Origin of the sequence: Paucibacter sp. Y2R2-4 (assembly GCF_025717535.1) — a bacterium.
Lineage (GTDB): Bacteria > Pseudomonadota > Gammaproteobacteria > Burkholderiales > Burkholderiaceae_C > Paucibacter_A.
Genome location: NZ_JAJIRO010000002.1, coordinates 825,184 through 841,620, shown reverse-complemented (window position 1 = coordinate 841,620; position 16,437 = coordinate 825,184). Strand labels below are relative to the sequence as shown.

Genomic DNA, 16,437 nt, shown 5'->3' with positions numbered 1-16,437 from the left:
GCTGATGCCTAGGGACGCCGCCGCGCAGGTGATGCAAGCGCTGGGGAGCTGGCGAGATGCCGGCACGATTCGGCGTTTGGATGCTGCTTTTGCCGGCTTTGTGCGCGAGCAGCAGGCCGATGCGCCTGCCGCGCTATTGCTGGCCAGCGCGCTGCTGGCCCATATGGAGGGGCGCGGCCACAGCTGTCTGGCTTTGGATGAGCTATTGGCCGATGCCGAAGGCCTGCTGGGCTGGAAGCCGCCGCAAGCCCAGGCCTTGCGCGAGCTGCTGCAGGGCTGCCTACCTGCCAGCCTGGCCGAGTGGCTGAGCGCCTTGCAAGCCAGCCCCTTGGTTTTTGTCGATGCACCGGGCGCTGAGGGCTCGACGCAAGCGGGCCAGGGCGAACCGCTGGTTTTGCGCGGCAGCAAGCTGTATCTGCGCCGCTACTGGGCCTATGAGCAGCGGGTGGCGGCGCAGCTATTGGCGCGGGCGACGGTGGGGCCGAGGGCTGACACCACCCAGGTGCGTCAATGGTTGGATCGCATGTTCCCCAGCGCAGGCGAGTCAGCCCCACTGGACTGGCAAAAGCTCGCCTGCGGCGTTGCAGTAGCCGGGCGCCTGTCTGTCATCACCGGCGGCCCCGGCACCGGCAAGACCTACACCGCAGCTCGCTTGCTGGCCTTGTTGTTCGCCATTGACCCGGACGCCCAGCGCTTGCGCGTGGGCCTAGCTGCGCCGACTGGCAAGGCGGCCGCGCGGCTGAAGCAGTCCATCGAATCGGCCCTTAGCCAGTTGCAAGGCCAGCTGGGGGTTTCCCTGGATCTGCAGAAGCTGGCCGGCCAGATGGGCGCCGCCCGCACTCTGCACGCCTTGCTGGGCGCTCGGCCCGACACCCGTAAGCTGCGCGCCGACGCTGCGCATCCGCTGCCCCTGGATGTCTTGATCGTCGATGAGGCCTCGATGATTCATTTGGAGATGATGGCGGCGCTTTTGGATGCAATGCCGCCGGGCGGGCGCTTGATTCTGCTGGGTGACAAAGACCAGCTGGCTTCGGTGGAAGCGGGCGCGGTGCTAGGCGATTTGTGCCGTGACGCGGAGTTGGGCCGTTATCTGCCCCGCACGGCGGCCTATGCCGCGGCGGTGACGGGGCAGACCTTGCCGAACGAGTTCCTTTTGCCAGCAGGTGAAGGCGCCTCCCCGCTGGCCCAGCAAACCGTGATGCTGCGCGAGAGCCGGCGCTTTGGTGGCCCGATTGGTCAGCTGGCTCTGGCCGTGAACCGTGGCGACGCACGGCAGGCGCAGCAGCTTTTGAGTGAAGGCCAAGACCAAGTCTTGTTGAACGTTCAGGCGGCTTCTGCTGAGGCGGCGGTGCGTTTGGCGCTGCAGGGGCGCCCCGGCGCTGAAGGTGGTTACCGCAGTTATCTGAAGTTATTGGCGCAGCGGCCAGGAACGGCCGAGGCCTTTGCGTCCTGGGTCTTGGCGGTGCTGACGGCGTTTGAGCGCTTCCGCTTGCTTTGCGCGGTGCGCGAGGGCGACTGGGGCACCGAGGGCTTGAATCTGGCCGTAGAACGCGCCCTGATCGCCGATGGCTTGCTGAGCAAACGCGGCGAATGGTATGAGGGCCGGCCGGTGATGGTGACCCGCAATGATGCGGGGCTGGGCGTCTTCAACGGCGATATTGGCATCGTGCTGCGCCCGCAAGGGCAGGACGAAGCGGCGGGTGGCAGCAATCGTCTGCGCGCCTATTTTTCTGACGGGCAGAGCTTGCGCTCGGTGGCGGTCAGTCGCCTGGCCGATGTGGAAACCGCTTTTGCGCTGACGGTACATAAATCGCAGGGCTCGGAGTTTGAGCACACGGTCTTGGTACTGCCGGCCGAGGGTGGCGGCGGGCTGACGCGCGAGCTGGTCTACACCGGCATCACTCGCGCCCGCAAAGCCTTCACCCTGGTCAGCGGCCGGGCGCCGGCCTTCGCCATGGCCTTGGCCCAGCGCACCCGGCGCGCCAGCGGCTTGCTGGAGTTGCTGGCCGAAGCACCTGGGGGCGAGAGCGCCGACAATCCCGCTCAGCCATGAAGTTCATCCACGCCGCCGACATCCATCTGGACAGCCCCTTGTGCGGGCTGGCCTCTTATCCCAATGCGCCGCTGCAGACCCTGCGCTCGGCCAGCCGCGAGGCCTTCGCCCGATTGATCGACGCCGCCATCGACGAGGCGGTGGACTTCATGGTGATCGCCGGCGACCTCTACGACGGCGACTGGCGCGACTACAACACCGGTCATTTCTTCGTCGGCGAGATGGTGCGCCTGCATCAGGCCGGCATTCCGGTCTATCTGCTCTATGGCAACCATGATGCCGAGAGCGAGATGACGCGTCGGTTGACGCTGCCGCCGAATGTCCATCTGTTCGACAGCCGCAAGCCCAGCACCCATCGCATCGAAGATCTGCGCGTGGCCCTGCATGGCCGCAGCTTCAAGGATGCCGCTACCACCGAGAACCTGGCCCTGGGGTACCCCGACCCGCTGAGCGGCTGGCTCAATATCGGCGTGCTGCATACGGCTTTGGAGGGCTACGCTGCGCACGCCCGTTATGCCCCTTGTAGCCTGGCCGAGTTGTGCGCCAAGGGCTATGACTACTGGGCTCTGGGCCATGTGCATGAGCATGCGGTGCTGAGCGAGTCGCCCTGGGTGGTCTTTCCCGGCAATCTGCAAGGGCGCCATATTCGCGAGGCCGGGCCGCGCGGCGCGGTTTTGGTGACGGCCGATCACAGCGGCATCCAAACGGTGGAGCGTTTGATCGTGGACGTCTTGCGCTGGGAGCGTCTTGACATCGATGTCAGCGAAGCCGCCGACCTGCCCGCCGTGGTGGCGCTGGCCGGGCGGGCGCTGGAGCATTTGTTGCTGAGCCAATGCGGCAACTGGCCGCTGGCGGTGCGGGTCTGCTTGCAGGGGCGCACCTCGGCGCACGGCCTGCTCTTTGGTCTGGAGGCGCAGTTGCGCGAGGAGATCTTGGCCCAGGCCGCGGCTTTGCAAGGCGGGCGTTTGTGGATTGAAAAGCTCAAGCTCGAAACCTCGCCGGCGCTGGACGCTGGCCAATTGGCGGCGCGCGCCGATGCGATTGCTGACCTGCAGGCCTTGCTGGCCGAGGTGCCGGAGGATGCCGATTTTCTGCGCAGCCTCAGCGAGGACCTGCAACTCTTGACCGCCAAGGCGCCGCTGGCCTTGATTGAGGCCTTGCCCGAGTTTCAGGCGATTCGGCGCGGCGAGGTGCTCGGCTTGATCGATGCCGTAACGCCTGCCTTGTTGGCACAGTTGGCCACGGCTGAACAGGCGAACGAGGCGAACTAGCTCCACCGGAGTTCCCCCTTAGGTAGGGATTCGGTGCGCTCTTTGTATGGATTGCGTACAGAGCCTGGGCAGCGGCCTCCTGCGCCGCTAAAGTTGGACTTCAGCAGCATGAAGAACGCCTTGGGCGCCATCGCTGTACTTGTCATAGACGCCAGGAGGGTAAGCCATGAAGATTTCCTCACGCAGCACCGGCGCGGCCGTGCTGATTTCTCTGTCGATGTTGATGAGCAATGCCTTTGCCGCCAAGCTGAGCAAAGAGGTGGAAGAGCGCATGAGCCATGACGGCCTGCAGCAGATCAAGCTCAAAGAGGTGGACCTGGCCTATGCGCGCCCTGGCGCCAGCTTGGCCGGCTACAGCAAGGTGATTCTCGACCCGGTGGAGGTCAGCTTCTCCAAATACTGGGACCCCAAGCGCACCGGCAGCAACTTCAAGCTGAGCAATGAAGAGCGCGAAGACATCCGCAGCGGCATGGCGACTATCGTGCAAGAGGAGTTCGCCAAGACCTTGCAGGCCAAGGAGGGCTATCCGCTGGTGAAGGGCGCCGGGCCAGACGTCTTGCGCGTCAAGGTCAGCATCATCGATCTGTATGTGAATGCGCCCGACACCTTGGCGGCGGGCCGCACCCGGACCTATGTGGCCTCGGCTGGCGAAGCCACGCTGGTGGCTGAGTTGCGCGATTCAGAAACCGGCCAGGTCTTGGCGCGCATGGTGGACCGCCGCGAAGCGCGTAACTTCCCCGGTCAGCTGACTTGGAGCAACCGCGTGATGAACGCCCAAGAGGCCGAAATCATGGCCTCGGCCTGGGCCAAGGTCTTGCGCAAGTCACTCGACAAGGCGCACGAGATCGGCAAAAAGTAAGCGCGTTTCGCGCAGGGGCAGCCGCGGGGGACCGAGGCTGCCTGTACATTGGCCGGATCGACCTTTTTCAGGAGTTCTTTATGGCCACTTCAGGCGCAGCCAACCCAGCTCACAAGATCAATGTCAAGGCAATCGCCAATGACAGCGGCGTGGCCGTGGAGGCCTATGACACCTACGACACCGATGAGGAAACCTTGGCCGCAGCGCACCGTTTCGCGGCCGGCCTCTTGAATCGCGTGGCCGTCATCTGCGAACAAAGCCCCGGCAAGACGCTGGACGCCGCCGCGCTGCGCAAGCTGGCGCAGGGCCTGTTGGCTTGAGTTCTGAATTGCGCGATTGAAAAAGCGAAGGGCCGCCCCGAGCTTTTTGCTCCCCCTCGGGGGGCGGACGCCGCAGTGCGGCGGCCTTGGGGGCAAACGAAAAAGCGAAGGGCCGCCCCGAGCTTTTTGCTCCCCCTCGGGGGGCGGCCGCCGCTGTGCGGCGGCCTTGGGGGCAAACTCACAAACTCAATATGGGCCGTTGGCCAGCCAGCGCTCCAGCTGCGGCAGGCGGTCATTGCCCCAAAAGCGCTCGCCCTCGACGATGAAGAAGGGCGAGCCGAATACGCCGCGAGCTTCCGCCATGTCCACTTCCGCCTTCAGGCGGGCGCGGCTGGCGGGATTGGCGCTGGCGTCTTGAAAGTCATCCGCGCTCAAGCCAATGTCGGTGGCGATGGCTTGCAGCACCTCTTCGGCGGCGATGTTTTGGTCATCGACGAAATAGGCTTTCAAGACCCGATGGGCAAAGTCGCGGCCCTGCTCGGGTTGGCGGTCATGCACCCAGTGAAAAATACGCGCGGCCTGCTCGGTATGGGCGCCCAGGTTGCTGGGCGTCTTGTAGGGCGTTGAGTAATAGGCCGCCAAGCGCTCGGCATCGCGGCGGATGTAGTCGCTGCGCATGATGTTGCTGGGAATGCGGATGCGCTCCAGCGATTGGAAATTGGCATCCAGCACAATGGCGCGCCAAGTCACCGAACGTCCGTATTGCGCGGCAATCTTGTCGATTTGCTGCGAGGCGATATAGCCATAGGGCGAGGCAAAGTCGAAAAAGAAATCGATCGGTGCTGACATGGATTCACTCCCTTGAATTGGCGCGGATTGTAGGCGGGCATTGTGTGACAGATCAAAGGCGCCGGTAGGCAGTACAGTGCCCGTCTTCACGGCAGGAATCACGGGAGATTTGCGCTGTGAATCCGCCCTTAAAAACTCTGCCCAGCCGTCCTTTTCATGCGCTTCCAACACCTCGATCTGAGTCGCTACGGCAAGTTCACCGACCAGCGTCTGGTGTTTCCGCAAGCCAAGCGTGACTTCCATCTGATTGTTGGCGCCAACGAGGCCGGCAAGTCCACCACGCGGCAGGCGATTCTTGATCTGCTCTTCGGCATCGAGAACCGCTCCAACTACGATTTTTTGCATGCCAAGGCCGAGATGCGCCTGGGCGGCCGTATTGAGCTCGGCGAGCAAAGTCTGGACTTTGTGCGCACCAAGGCGAGGACCAAGTCCTTGTTGGATGCGCAGGGTCAGGTCTTGCCAGAGTCCGCATTGGCGGCGTTCTTGGCCAGCAGTGACCGGGCTTTTTTCGAGCAGATGTTTGGCCTGGACCATGGCCGCTTGGAGGCGGGCGGCCAGGCAATTCTGAGTGCTCAGAACGATATCGGGCAGATCTTGTTCCAGTCGGCGGCCGGCATCGGCAGCCTGGGTGCGGTGCGTGAGAGCCTAGAGGCCGAGGCCGACAAGCTCTGGGCCAAGCGTCGCTCGGGCGACCGGGCCTACTACCAGGCCAGCGACGAGTTGGCCGCCGCGGAGGCCGCGCTGAAGGCCGCGACCGTGCGCACCAAGGATTGGATGGACGCGCGCCAGCGCAGCGAAAGCTTGCAGCAGCGTCGTGAAGCCCTGCGTCAACAACTGCAGGTCCTGGACCTGCAGCGCAGCGCCTTGGAACGAGTTCGGCGTGTGGCACCCGCCTTGCGTCAGCTGGATCACGGCCAGCAAGCCTTGGAAGAACTGCAGACCCTCAGCGGGCTGAGCCCGGCGCTGCAACTGCCCGAGGACGCCGGCCGTGTGTTGGCCGAGTTGGAGCTGGAGTTGGCCGCCGCCGCCAGCAGCCGGCAGTTGCTGACGGCGCAGGCGGAGCGGGCGCAATCGCGCTTGGACGCCTTGCACGTCGATCACCGTCTGCTGCAGCAACAGTCCGCCATTGAGGCCTTGCAGCAACTTGCTTTTCAGGTGCGTCACCACGGGCGCGATATCGAACGTTGCCAGTCCGAGATCAAGGTGTACGGCTCGCAACTGCAGGCCGACGCGCGCTATCTGGGCTGGCGGGCCAGCGATGAGCAAAGCCTGAGCGAGCAGCTGCCGAGCTTGCCTGAGCGTGCGGCCTTTGCCGTTTTGGCCAAGCGTTATGAGCTGCTGGACCAGACCTGTCGCCTCAGCGAGGCGGCGCTGGCCGAGAAGGGCCTGGAGTTGGCGGCGCTGCAATTGCAGCTGAAGAGCCTGGCGGTGCAGGCCCCTTCGGCCCAGCTGCAGGCCGGGCTGGCGCGGGCTCGCGCGCTGGGCGATGTGCAACAAACGCAGCGGCGCGAACAAGCGCAACTCTTGCGGCTGCAAGCCGACTTGGACATTGCACGGCGCGGCCTGGGCGCCCAGGCTTTGTCTGATGTGGCTTTGGCCGAGTTGGCGCTGCCCTCCGAGGCCGCCATGCAGCAGCGCTTGCAACGCGTGGCCGAGCTGAAGTCGCGTTGCAGCGCGCTGGAGGAGCGTCTGGCGGCATTGCGCGCCGAGCGGGCCAGTGCTGAGCTGGCGCTCAGTCAATACCGTCAGGCCCATCAACCGGTCAGCAGTGAGGACGTGGCGCAACAGCGAGCCGAGCGTGACGCCGCATGGCTGCGTATTCGCGACGGCGCGCTGAATTTGCTTGAGGCGGCGCCGGCCTTTGAGTCGGCCGTACAAGCAGCCGATGGTGTGGCCGATCGCCGTTATGCCAAAGCGCGTGAGGCCAGTGAGTTGCAAGCCAAGCTGGATGCTCAAGCGCGCTTGAGCCTGATGATTGATGAGACCGCCGCGAACTTGTCGACGCAGCAGGCCGAACTGCTGGCGCAGCAGCAGGACTGGGCCGCGAGCGCCGAGCGCCTGGGGCTGGCAGGACTGGACCTGCTCGATGTGGAGGCTTGGCGCCTGGCGCGCGAGCGGGTGCTGGCTGCGCGCGCAGCCCTGCTACTTGCTCAGCAAGAAGCCTTGGCCAACGAGCAGCAGACACAGGCGGCTTGCAAGGAGTTGAGGGTGGCCTTGCAGGCTCTTGCCGGTGGGCCACTTGAAGCCAGTGCCGACGCAGCGCTGGATTTGGCGAGTCTGGTCTTGCAGGCCGGCGCTGCAGTGGAGGCTGCTACTGCGGCCCAGGTTCAGGCGCAGTCCTTGCAAAGGCAGATCGAACTTGCCAGTCAGACGCAAGCCGGGCTGCGCGAGAAGTGCGCGGTCGCGGGGCAGCAAATGCAAGCCTGGCAAAACGCATGGACGCAAGCCTGCCAGCGCCTGCGTTTGGCCTCTGGTTTGGATCCGGCCCTGGCTGACGAGGTCTGTGCGGCCATGGCACGGGTAGAGGCCGGGCTGCGCGCGGTGCTGGAACTGCGCCAGCACAAGATTCAAGTGATGCAAACCGAGTGGGCTGACTTTGAGCGCGATCTCGCGCGCTGCGGTGCGGTCTTGGGCCAGGCGGCGCCCGAGGGCGAGGCTGCCGAGGCCTGGATTCGCCAGTTGAGCTTGGACCTCAGCGCGGCGCGTGCCGCGGCCCAGGAAGCACAGCGCTTGGAGCAGTCGGTGCAAGACCTGCAGGCGCAGTTGGCTGCCACGGCGCTGCAGTGCGCCAAAGCAGAAGCGCGTCTGCAGCCTTTGCTCAAGTTGGCGGGGCTGGACGATGCCTCAGAGCTGCCTGCCGTGATTGAGGCAAGCGAAGCGCGGCGTCGCCTGAATGCGCAAGTGATGGCGGCGCGCCAGGCTTTGCAAGAAGGCGGTGACGGCCTCTCGGTCGAAGCTTTGCAAACCGAGATGGCGGCGGTGGACTTGGTGCAGCTGCCGGTGCAGATGGCCGACTTGGGGCGCCAGATCGCGGAGGCACAGCAGCAAGGCGACGCCTTGATGGCCGAGCTGACCCAAGCCGATGCGGCCTTGGCGCAGATTGCGGGTCAAGACGATGCAGCGCGCGCCGAAGGCCAGCGCCAGGATGCGCTGGCCAAGATGGCCAATGCGGCAGAACGTTATGTCAAGGTCTACACCGCGGCCCGTTTGCTGAAGTGGGCCATCGATCGTTACCGCGAAACCAAGCAGGGCCCGATGCTGAGTCGTGCTGGCGAGATTTTTGCCGCCTTGACGCGCGGCTCTTTCCAGCGCCTGGCGCTTGACTTCGATGTGACGCCGCTGAGTTTGCAAGGTCTGCGCGCCGATGGCCGCCTGGTGGCCATTGGCGGCATGAGCGAAGGCACTCGCGATCAACTCTTCATGGCGCTACGCTTGGCGGCGCTGGAGTTGCATCTGGGGCAGGACGCCAGCCATGCCTTGCCCTTCATCGCCGATGACTTGTTCATCAATTACGACGACGCTCGTGCCGAGGCGGGCTTGAGAGCGCTGGCCGATTTGTCGGAGCGCACCCAGGTGATTTTCTTGAGCCACCACCAGCATTTGGAGGGTTTGGTTCGGCAGGCGGTGGGCGCTGAGGTGAACATCATTCGCCTATGAGGCTAGTTGGCGATTGTTCCGAAATGTGGAAGGGTGAGTTGATCTTGGTGTGACTTCTGCTGTTGGTCGGAATACGGGACAGTTCAGCCATTCGCTGAACGGCGAATCGGTGCAACAAGCAGCCGGCGCCATCCCCCTTCTGATTTGGAGAATCCCTCATGTCCGCAGTCAAGCTCTACACCTTCCCGCTCTCTGGCCACGCCCACCGTGTGCGTCTGGCCCTGTCCCTGCTTCATGTGCCCACCGACTTGATCGAGGTCGATCTGCGCAAGGGCGAACAAAAGAGTGCCGAGTTCCTGGCCATGAATCCCTTTGGCCAAGTGCCGGTGATAGAGGACGCCGGGGTCGTGCTGGCCGACTCGAATGCGATCCTGGTCTACTTGGCTCGCCGTTATGGCAATGCCGACTGGCTGCCCAGTGACGCGGTCGGTGAGGCCGCGGTGCAACGCTGGTTGTCGGTGGCCGCTGGACTGGTAGCCTTTGGCCCCGCCGCTGCCCGCTTGGTGACGGTGTTCGGCGCCGGCTTCAAGGCTGAGGAAGTGATTGCTCGCGCCCATGGCTTGCTGGCCGTGATGGACAGGGAACTCAGCCACAAGGCCTTCCTGATTGGCGCCAAGCCCAGCATTGCCGATATTGCCAATTACAGCTATATCGCCCATGCACCGGAGGGCAATGTCTCGCTCGAGGCCTACCCGAATGTGCGTGCCTGGTTGGCCCGTATCGAAGCCTTGCCCGGCTTCGTGGCGATGCAAAAGACCCCGGTCGGTCTGGCCGCCTGAGTCGCTTGCTTGCGCTTTGATTGAAGAGGCCCGCCATGTCGAATGAATTCATTCCCGCAGTCGGCTCGCCCTGGCACAGCGGCGAACGCCGCATCCATCAACGCATGGGCAATGCAGCGCAATTGGACAGCTTCGGCCGGCGGGTCATCCGCGACTACATGCCCGACCAGCATCGCATCTTCTACGGCCAATTGCCATTCATGGTGGTGGGCGCGGTGGACGAGCAGGGGGCGCCCTGGGCCAGCCTGATCGAGGGCCAGCCCGGCTTTATGCACTCGCCCGACCCTCGTCGGCTCGATGTGGCCGCGCTGCCGGGCTTGGGCGACCCGGTGCGCGAGAGCATTCGGGCCGGCGCGCCGCTGGGCATGCTGGGTATCGAGTTGGACACCCGTCGGCGTAACCGGCTGAATGGACGGATCTCGGCGGCCTCGGACCAGGGCTTTTCGCTTGAGGTGGGCCATTCCTTCGGCAACTGCCCGCAATACATCCAAGACCGGGCCTTCAGTTTTGCTCGCGCGCCGGATAGCGAATACCGGGCGCCGCTGGAGCGGCTGAGCGGGCTTGACGATGAAGCGCGTGCGCTGATCGCCGCTGCCGACACCTTCTTTGTGGCCAGCAGCCACCCCGGCGGCGAGCCTGAGCATCCGCAGCGCTCGGTCGATGTCTCGCACCGCGGCGGCAAGCCGGGTTTTGTTCAGCTGAAAGTGCAGGCGGGCGGAGATTTGCTGCGCATTCCGGACTTTGCCGGCAATATGCACTTCAACACCTTTGGCAATCTGCTGCTCAATCCGCGTGCCGGCTTGATCTTTATTGACTTCAGCAATGGCGATGTCTTGCAGCTGAGCGGCGCGACCGAGATTCAGTTCGAGGGCGCGGAGATCGATGCCTTCCAAGGCGCCGAGCGGATCTGGACCTTTCGCGTCGAGCAGGTGATTCGACGCCGCGGTACGCTGGCCCTGCGCTGGCGCCTCGATGAGCTCTCGCCCAATTCTTTGATGACCGGCTCCTGGGACGAGGCCGCGGCGCGCTTGGCCACTGCGGCCCTGCGCAAGGCCTGGCGGCCCTTCAAACTCGCTCGCGTGGAGGATGAAAGCATCAGCGTGCGCAGCTTCTATCTGGAGCCGGCCGATGGCCATGCGCTGGCGCCGTTTCAGGCCGGCCAGCATCTGCCGATCCGCTTGACGATAGACGGCAAGGTCTTGATCCGCAGCTACACCTTGTCGGCGGCGCCGAGCGACGGTTTCTATCGCCTCAGCATCAAGCGCGGCGGGCAGGTGTCCGAGTATTTGCATGAGCAGCTCAAGGTCGGCGATCTGATCGAGGCTCGTGCCCCGCAGGGCGATTTCATCGTTGACGCGCTGCAGCGCCGGCCGCTGGTGCTCTTGGCCGGCGGCATCGGCGTGACGCCGATGTTGGCAATGTTGCGCCATGTGGTGTTCGAGGGCCTGCGCAAGCGGCGCGTCCGGCCGACTTACCTGTTCTACTCGACACGCAACAACGCCGATCGCGCCTTCAATCGGGAGTTGGCCGAGTTGCAGCTGCGCGCCGGTGGCGCCGTGCAGATCGTGCGTGTGACCCATGCGCCCGAGACGGACAGCCTGAAGGGGCGCGACTACGATTTGCAGGGCCGCATCGACATGGCGCTCTTGCAAGCGGCGCTGCCTTTTGGCGACCACGATTTCTATCTCTGCGGCCCGCCGCCGTTCATGCAGGCCCTCTATGACGGGCTGCGCGATCAGCGGGTGGCCGATGAGCGCATCCATGCCGAAGCCTTTGGGCCGGCCTCGCTGCAGCGGCGGCTTGACTTGGCGGCCATCCTGCCCGCCCAGCCTGCTTTGGCACCGGTGGCGCAGGTCGATGTGGCGGTGCAATTTGCCGATTCCAGCAAAGAAGCGCGCTGGACGCCGGGCAGCGGCACGCTGCTCGATCTGGCCGAGGCGCGCGGCCTCAGCCCCGAGTTCAGCTGCCGGGTCGGAAGTTGTGGCAGCTGCCGCACCCTGGTTTTGGAAGGCGAGGTAAGTTATTCGACAGCGCCAGCCTTCAAGACTGCGCCGGGGGAGGCCTTGATTTGCTGCGCCATGCCGGCGGCACCACGTGGCGAGGGGCAGCCCGTCAAGCTGGTCTTGAAGTTGTGAGTGAAGGCCAGCAGCGATACTGAGAGGGCTGGAGAGCCTGGCCGATCGAAACGTTCGGACGGCTGCCTGGGCTGGAGTTGGCGCCCACGCGTGTCTCCAGCGCTGAATCCTTTTGTCTCACTTCATGCATCAGACCCGACTTCTCTTTGAACAAGCCGCCGCGGCACCGCTTCCGGATTGGGAACAGCTAGCCCCGGTGTATCGATTGGCCCACTTCGACAAGGGCGCCGACATCTTTGCCGAAGGCGAATGGCAGCCCTTCGTCTATGTGATCCGCCGTGGCATGGTCAAGCTCAGCTATTTCAATGAGCAGGGCGAGGAGTGGATCAAGTCCTTCATTGGCGAAGGCGATTTCTTTGCCTGCCCGAATGTCTTGGTGGCCGGCCAGAAGACCGACTACTCGGCCATTGCGCTGGAGTCTTGCCAGGTCGAGCAGATCGCTTATGCCAGCTTGCGCGCCCTGATGGATCGCCACGCCAGCTGGCAAGGCGCGGTCTTGCAATTGCTGGAGCGGCATATCGTGCGCAAGGAGCAGCGCGAGCGTGAGCTGCTGACCATGCGGCCCGAAGAGCGCTATCAGTCCTTCTTGAACAGTTACCCGGCGCTGGCCGGGCGCATTCAGCAGCGCGATATCGCGCATTACTTGGGCGTGACGCCCGAGGCCTTGAGCCGGATCCGAAAACGCCTGCGGGATTGATCTGGCGCAAAGCCGGAACGCAGGAGTCCGAGCGATTGATTTGAATCATTTGAAGTGCGGCTTGCAGCGACGAAGCTGAGCACCTCTTTGTTGATTCCACTCTTTCGCCATGTCGACAACACCTGCTTCCAATCGCGCCACGTCTTTCATCAAAGCCTATCTGCTCGGCGGTGGCATCGGTTCCATGGCCGCTGCGGCCTTCATGATCCGGGACGCCCAAGTGCCCGGCGCCAACATCACCATTTTTGAAGCCTCCCCGCTGATGGGCGGCAGCCTGGACGGCGCCGGCGACGCCGAGCGCGGCTACTCGCTGCGTGGCGGCCGCATGCTGACCACCGATAACTACGAGTGCACCTGGGACCTGTTCAAGACCATCCCTTCGCTGGAGCATGCTGGGCAAAGCGTGTTCGACGAAACCCTGGATTTCAACGAGAAGTACAAGGCCCATTCGATGGCGCGCTTGGTCAATCGCCAGCGCGCCAAGATGCCGGTCGAGTCCATGGGCTTCTCCATGCATGACCGGGTAGAACTGCTGCGCCTGAGCAATGCCAGTGAAGAAGAGCTGGGCACCTCCACCATCACCGACTGGCTCTCGCCCGCCTTCTTCCAGACCGAGTTTTGGTTCATGTGGGCCACCACCTTCGCCTTCCAGCCTTGGCACAGCGCTGTGGAGTTCAAGCGTTATCTGCATCGCTTCATGCTGGAGTTCTCCCGCATCGAGACGCTGGGCGGCGTCAAGCGAACCGTCTATAACCAGTACGACTCTTTTGTGCGCCCGCTGCAAGCTTGGTTGCAAGCCCAGGGTGTGCAGTTCGTGATGGACGCCAAGGCCACCGACCTGGAGCACCGTGAAGAGGGCGGCAAGTTCGTGGTGACGGCGATTCAGCTGCAACGCGCGGGCGCCACTGAACGCGTTGAGGTGGGGGCCGATGATCTGGTCTTCTTCCAGAACGCCTCCATGACCGATGCCTCCAGCCTGGGCTCCATGCACAGCGCGCCGCCTGCCTTGAGCAAGCGCGACAGCGGCGGCTGGACCCTGTGGGAAAAGCTGGCCAAGGATCGGCCTGAGTTTGGCAACCCGGCCGCCTTCAACAGCAGCATTGCCGAGTCGATGTGGAACTCCTTCACCGTCACCCTCAAGGACACGGTGTTCTTCGACAAGATGCGCGCCTTCAGTGGCAATGAGCCGGGGACAGGCGGCTTGGTGACCTTCAAGGACTCCAACTGGTTGATGTCCATCGTGCTGGCGCATCAGCCGCACTTTGCCAATCAGCCGGCCGATGTGCAGGTGTTCTGGGGTTATGCCTTGTTCCCCGATCGCGTCGGCAACTTCGTGGCCAAGCCCATGGCTGATTGCACGGGTGAAGAGATCTTGCGCGAGCTTTGCGGCCATCTGCGCTTTGATTTGGATGCCGTGGCGCAAGCCAATTGCATCCCTTGCCACATGCCCTACATCACCAGCATGTTCATGCCGCGTGCGCTCAGCGACCGGCCTTTGCCGGTGCCCAAGAGCTCGAAGAATCTGGCCTTCGTCAGCCAGTTCGTGGAGATCGCCGACGACGTGGTATTCACCGTCGAATACTCGGTGCGTGCTGCGCAAATGGCGGTTTATGAGTTGCTGAAGGTGAAGCGTGCAGTGCCGGCCATCATTCCGCATGACCACGCGGTGAAGACCAAGTTTGAGGCTTTGCTGAAGGCCTTCAAGTAAGGCGCCTTGCTTTAGGGGCGGGGTGCGGCATCGTCGATACTTCAGCCATGCCTGAAATGGATCGATTGGATCGCCGCATCCTGGCCCTGCTGCAACACGATGCGCGCCTCAGTTCGGAGGCGATTGCCACCGAGGTCGGCTTGTCGGCCACCGCGGTGCAGCGCCGCATCAAAAAGCTGCGCGAGGACGGCGTGATCGAGGCCCAGGTGGCGGTCTTGGATCCGCGTGCCTTGGGTTTTGGCGTCACCGCCATCGTCGAGGTGCAACTGGCCGAGGCCAGCCGGGAGGCGGTGATCGATGGCTTCAAGCGCCAGATGGATGCGCAGCCCGAGGTGCAGCAGTGCTATTACGTGGCCGGCGAGAGCGACTTTGTGCTCATCGTCAATGCGGTCGATATGGCCGGCTTTGAGCGGCTGACGCGACGCCTATTTTTTGACAAAGGCAATATCAAAAAGTTCCGATCGACCTTTGTGCTGGAGACCAGCAAGCGCGGGCTGAACCTGCCGCTCTAGGCCCGAGAGAACGCCGCAAAGCTGCGTTTTCGACACGCCAATCGCCGCGCCGCCGCATGCGAGTCGACCGAGAATTTTGGGCATGACGACGCTCAATTCCACCACCAGTTTTGCCCCGCCCCCACTCGTGCCCTCAAGGTGCCCGTTCGAGTTCATCGATCCTCGCTTTGAAGACTGTGTGCGCAGCAGCGCCCGGCTTGAGCAGCTCTACACCGGCTGCCGCTGGGCCGAGGGGCCGGCGTATTTTCCGGCGCTGCGCTCGCTGGTTTGGAGCGATATTCCGAATGAGCGCATGCTGCGCTTTGACGAGTGCACAGGCCAGGTCGGTGTGTTCCGCAGTCCCAGTGGCTACAGCAATGGCAACACCATCGATCGCCAAGGGCGGCTGATCAGCTGCGAGCATGGCGGCCGCCGTGTCGTGCGAACCGAGCATGATGGCCGCCTGACCGTGCTGGCGGATCGTTATCAGGGCCGGCGCCTGAACAGCCCGAATGATGTGGTGGTCAAGTCCGATGGCACGATTTGGTTCACCGACCCGAACTACGGCATCACCTCCAATTACGAGGGCATCAAGGCCGAGCAAGAGCTGCCGGGCTGCTACGTCTACCGGCTCGACCCGGCGACGGGCGACTTGCGCGTCGTGGCCGACGACTTCAAAGGCCCCAATGGCCTGGCCTTCTCGCCCGATGAATGTACGCTCTACATCGCCGATACGGAGCAGGACATCGGCACGATGCGGCGCTTCCAGGTGGGGGCGACGGGCGACTTGAGTGGCGGCGAGGTCTTCATCACTTGTGAGACCGGCTTTTACGATGGCTTTCGCTGCGATGAGGAGGGCCGCATCTGGACCAGCGCCGGCTGCGCGGTGCATTGCCACTTGCCGGACGGCACGCTGATCGGCCGCATCGTGATGCCCGAGCGGGTGTCCAATCTGGTCTTTGGCGGGCCCAAGCGCAATCGTCTGTTCATCTGTGCCAGCAGTTCGCTGTACGCGGTTTTGCTGGCGGTCAGTGGAGCCAAGACGTTTTGAGGAGTGCGGCGGCGCAGTGATGCGCCCGGCGCCTCAATGCTCGATGGATTTGCCCAGTTTCTTGCCCAGCGCAATCGCGCCGCCGCCATTGCGCACATTCTTGTAGCCCAGGCGTTGCAGCAGGCCCAGCGCTTGCTCGGCGCGTCCGCCGGAGGAGCAATACAGCACGATGGGCGCCTCGTGGTCAGGCGCCATTTGGCTGACCAGATGCGCCATCTGCGGCAGGGGCAGGCAGTGGGCATCGGGCAGATGGCCGGCCATGTACTCGGCGTAGGAGCGCACATCGATCAGCAAGCAGTCGGGCGGCAAGGGCTGCGACGTCGCTGCAGCGGCTTCGGCGTGCGAATGGTCTTCATGCACCGCCGGATGGGGCTGCGCCTCCACCGGCAACAAGCTCATATTCCAGTTCATGGTCTGCTCCTTGAACTTGAGGGAAAACAATCAAAGCCAGCGCCGGTTTTACCGCAAGCCCGGCGGGAACGCCAGCACGCCGCGCGCATCGTGCGCGCCAAGATCAGCAATAGTTGGGCTTATGAAAGACGGTGCTTCAATGCTTGCAGGCTTTTGGCGGCCAGGCGAATTTCTGCAGGTGTCAGCGCGGAATAGCCCAGCAAGCCTCCGCCTTGC

Annotated in this window: 13 protein-coding genes; 11 read left to right on the top strand and 2 right to left on the bottom strand. The window is 63.8% G+C overall.

What is annotated here, in order from left to right; genetic code table 11:
• Positions 1–4: 4 nt before the first annotated feature.
• From recD to LNV06_RS10595, 4 genes are all read left to right on the top strand, one after another.
• On the top strand, positions 5–2,053 hold the full coding sequence (gene recD / locus LNV06_RS10610; RefSeq protein ID WP_263538213.1) for an exodeoxyribonuclease V subunit alpha: 2,049 nt from the start codon (positions 5–7) through the stop codon (positions 2,051–2,053).
• A complete protein-coding gene (locus LNV06_RS10605) occupies positions 2,050–3,324 on the top strand; it encodes a metallophosphoesterase family protein (protein WP_263538212.1) in 1,275 nt (424 codons plus the stop codon). The genes recD and LNV06_RS10605 overlap by 4 nt, the downstream gene beginning before the upstream one ends.
• Before the next feature lie 166 nt (positions 3,325–3,490).
• The gene (locus LNV06_RS10600; protein ID WP_263538211.1) at positions 3,491–4,183 is read left to right on the top strand and encodes a DUF3313 family protein; all 693 of its coding nucleotides are present in this window, start codon (positions 3,491–3,493) and stop codon (positions 4,181–4,183) included.
• A gap of 80 nt (positions 4,184–4,263) precedes the next feature.
• Positions 4,264–4,503, top strand: coding sequence for a hypothetical protein (locus LNV06_RS10595; protein WP_263538210.1), 240 nt, complete (start codon positions 4,264–4,266; stop codon positions 4,501–4,503).
• Between the two features lie 186 nt (positions 4,504–4,689).
• Here LNV06_RS10595 and LNV06_RS10590 read toward each other — a convergent pair whose 3' ends face one another.
• Positions 4,690–5,292, bottom strand: coding sequence for a 2-hydroxychromene-2-carboxylate isomerase (locus LNV06_RS10590; protein WP_263538209.1), 603 nt, complete (start codon positions 5,290–5,292; stop codon positions 4,690–4,692).
• 156 nt (positions 5,293–5,448) lie between these two features.
• On the opposite strand from LNV06_RS10590, the gene LNV06_RS10585 reads away from it, so the two are divergent.
• The 7 genes from LNV06_RS10585 to LNV06_RS10555 all read left to right on the top strand — a co-directional run bounded on the left by LNV06_RS10585 (position 5,449) and on the right by LNV06_RS10555 (position 15,810).
• Complete coding sequence (locus tag LNV06_RS10585) at positions 5,449–8,949, top strand: YhaN family protein (protein WP_263538208.1); 3,501 nt, start codon at positions 5,449–5,451, stop codon at positions 8,947–8,949.
• Positions 8,950–9,107: 158 nt separating this feature from the next.
• Positions 9,108–9,728, top strand: coding sequence for a glutathione S-transferase family protein (locus tag LNV06_RS10580; protein WP_263538207.1), 621 nt, complete (start codon positions 9,108–9,110; stop codon positions 9,726–9,728).
• 35 nt (positions 9,729–9,763) lie between these two features.
• Positions 9,764–11,863 carry an FAD-binding oxidoreductase gene (locus LNV06_RS10575; RefSeq protein WP_263538206.1) on the top strand — a complete coding sequence of 700 codons (2,100 nt, stop codon included), beginning with the start codon at positions 9,764–9,766 and terminating at the stop codon, positions 11,861–11,863.
• A 124-nt stretch (positions 11,864–11,987) separates the two neighbouring features.
• Positions 11,988–12,560: a Crp/Fnr family transcriptional regulator gene (locus LNV06_RS10570; protein WP_263538205.1), complete on the top strand. Its 573-nt coding sequence runs from the start codon at positions 11,988–11,990 to the stop codon at positions 12,558–12,560.
• A 109-nt stretch (positions 12,561–12,669) separates the two neighbouring features.
• Positions 12,670–14,268, top strand: a complete 1,599-nt coding sequence (locus LNV06_RS10565; RefSeq protein WP_263538204.1) for an oleate hydratase — start codon at positions 12,670–12,672, stop codon at positions 14,266–14,268.
• 56 nt (positions 14,269–14,324) lie between these two features.
• A complete protein-coding gene (locus tag LNV06_RS10560; protein WP_263538203.1) occupies positions 14,325–14,780 on the top strand; it encodes an Lrp/AsnC family transcriptional regulator in 456 nt (151 codons plus the stop codon).
• Between the two features lie 82 nt (positions 14,781–14,862).
• Positions 14,863–15,810 (top strand): SMP-30/gluconolactonase/LRE family protein, encoded by a 948-nt coding sequence (locus LNV06_RS10555; RefSeq protein ID WP_263538202.1) that lies wholly within the window; start codon positions 14,863–14,865, stop codon positions 15,808–15,810.
• A 33-nt stretch (positions 15,811–15,843) separates the two neighbouring features.
• On the opposite strand, the gene LNV06_RS10550 is transcribed toward LNV06_RS10555, so the two are convergent.
• A complete protein-coding gene (locus tag LNV06_RS10550) occupies positions 15,844–16,221 on the bottom strand; it encodes a rhodanese-like domain-containing protein (RefSeq protein ID WP_263538201.1) in 378 nt (125 codons plus the stop codon).
• Between the last annotated feature and the right edge of the window lie 216 nt (positions 16,222–16,437).